This window comes from Pseudomonas hunanensis (assembly GCF_013393325.1).
In the GTDB taxonomy this organism is placed as follows: domain Bacteria; phylum Pseudomonadota; class Gammaproteobacteria; order Pseudomonadales; family Pseudomonadaceae; genus Aquipseudomonas; species Aquipseudomonas putida_P.
Genome location: NZ_QJRC01000010.1, coordinates 1 through 270 on the forward strand (window position 1 = coordinate 1; position 270 = coordinate 270).

The window sequence follows — 270 nt, forward strand, 5'->3', positions numbered from 1 at the left end:
TCATTTGAGATTGCTGAGCCAAGTTTAGGGTTTCTTAAAAACCCAAGCAGTATTGAACTGAAGAGTTTGATCATGGCTCAGATTGAACGCTGGCGGCAGGCCTAACACATGCAAGTCGAGCGGATGACGGGAGCTTGCTCCTTGATTCAGCGGCGGACGGGTGAGTAATGCCTAGGAATCTGCCTGGTAGTGGGGGACAACGTTTCGAAAGGAACGCTAATACCGCATACGTCCTACGGGAGAAAGCAGGGGACCTTCGGGCCTTGCGCT

Annotated in this window: 1 rRNA gene; it reads left to right on the plus strand. The window is 52.2% G+C overall.

Features of this window, described 5'->3' with window-relative positions:
• Nucleotides 1-54: 54 nt before the first annotated feature.
• Nucleotides 55-270 (plus strand): 16S ribosomal RNA (locus tag DM807_RS00040); the annotation flags it as partial.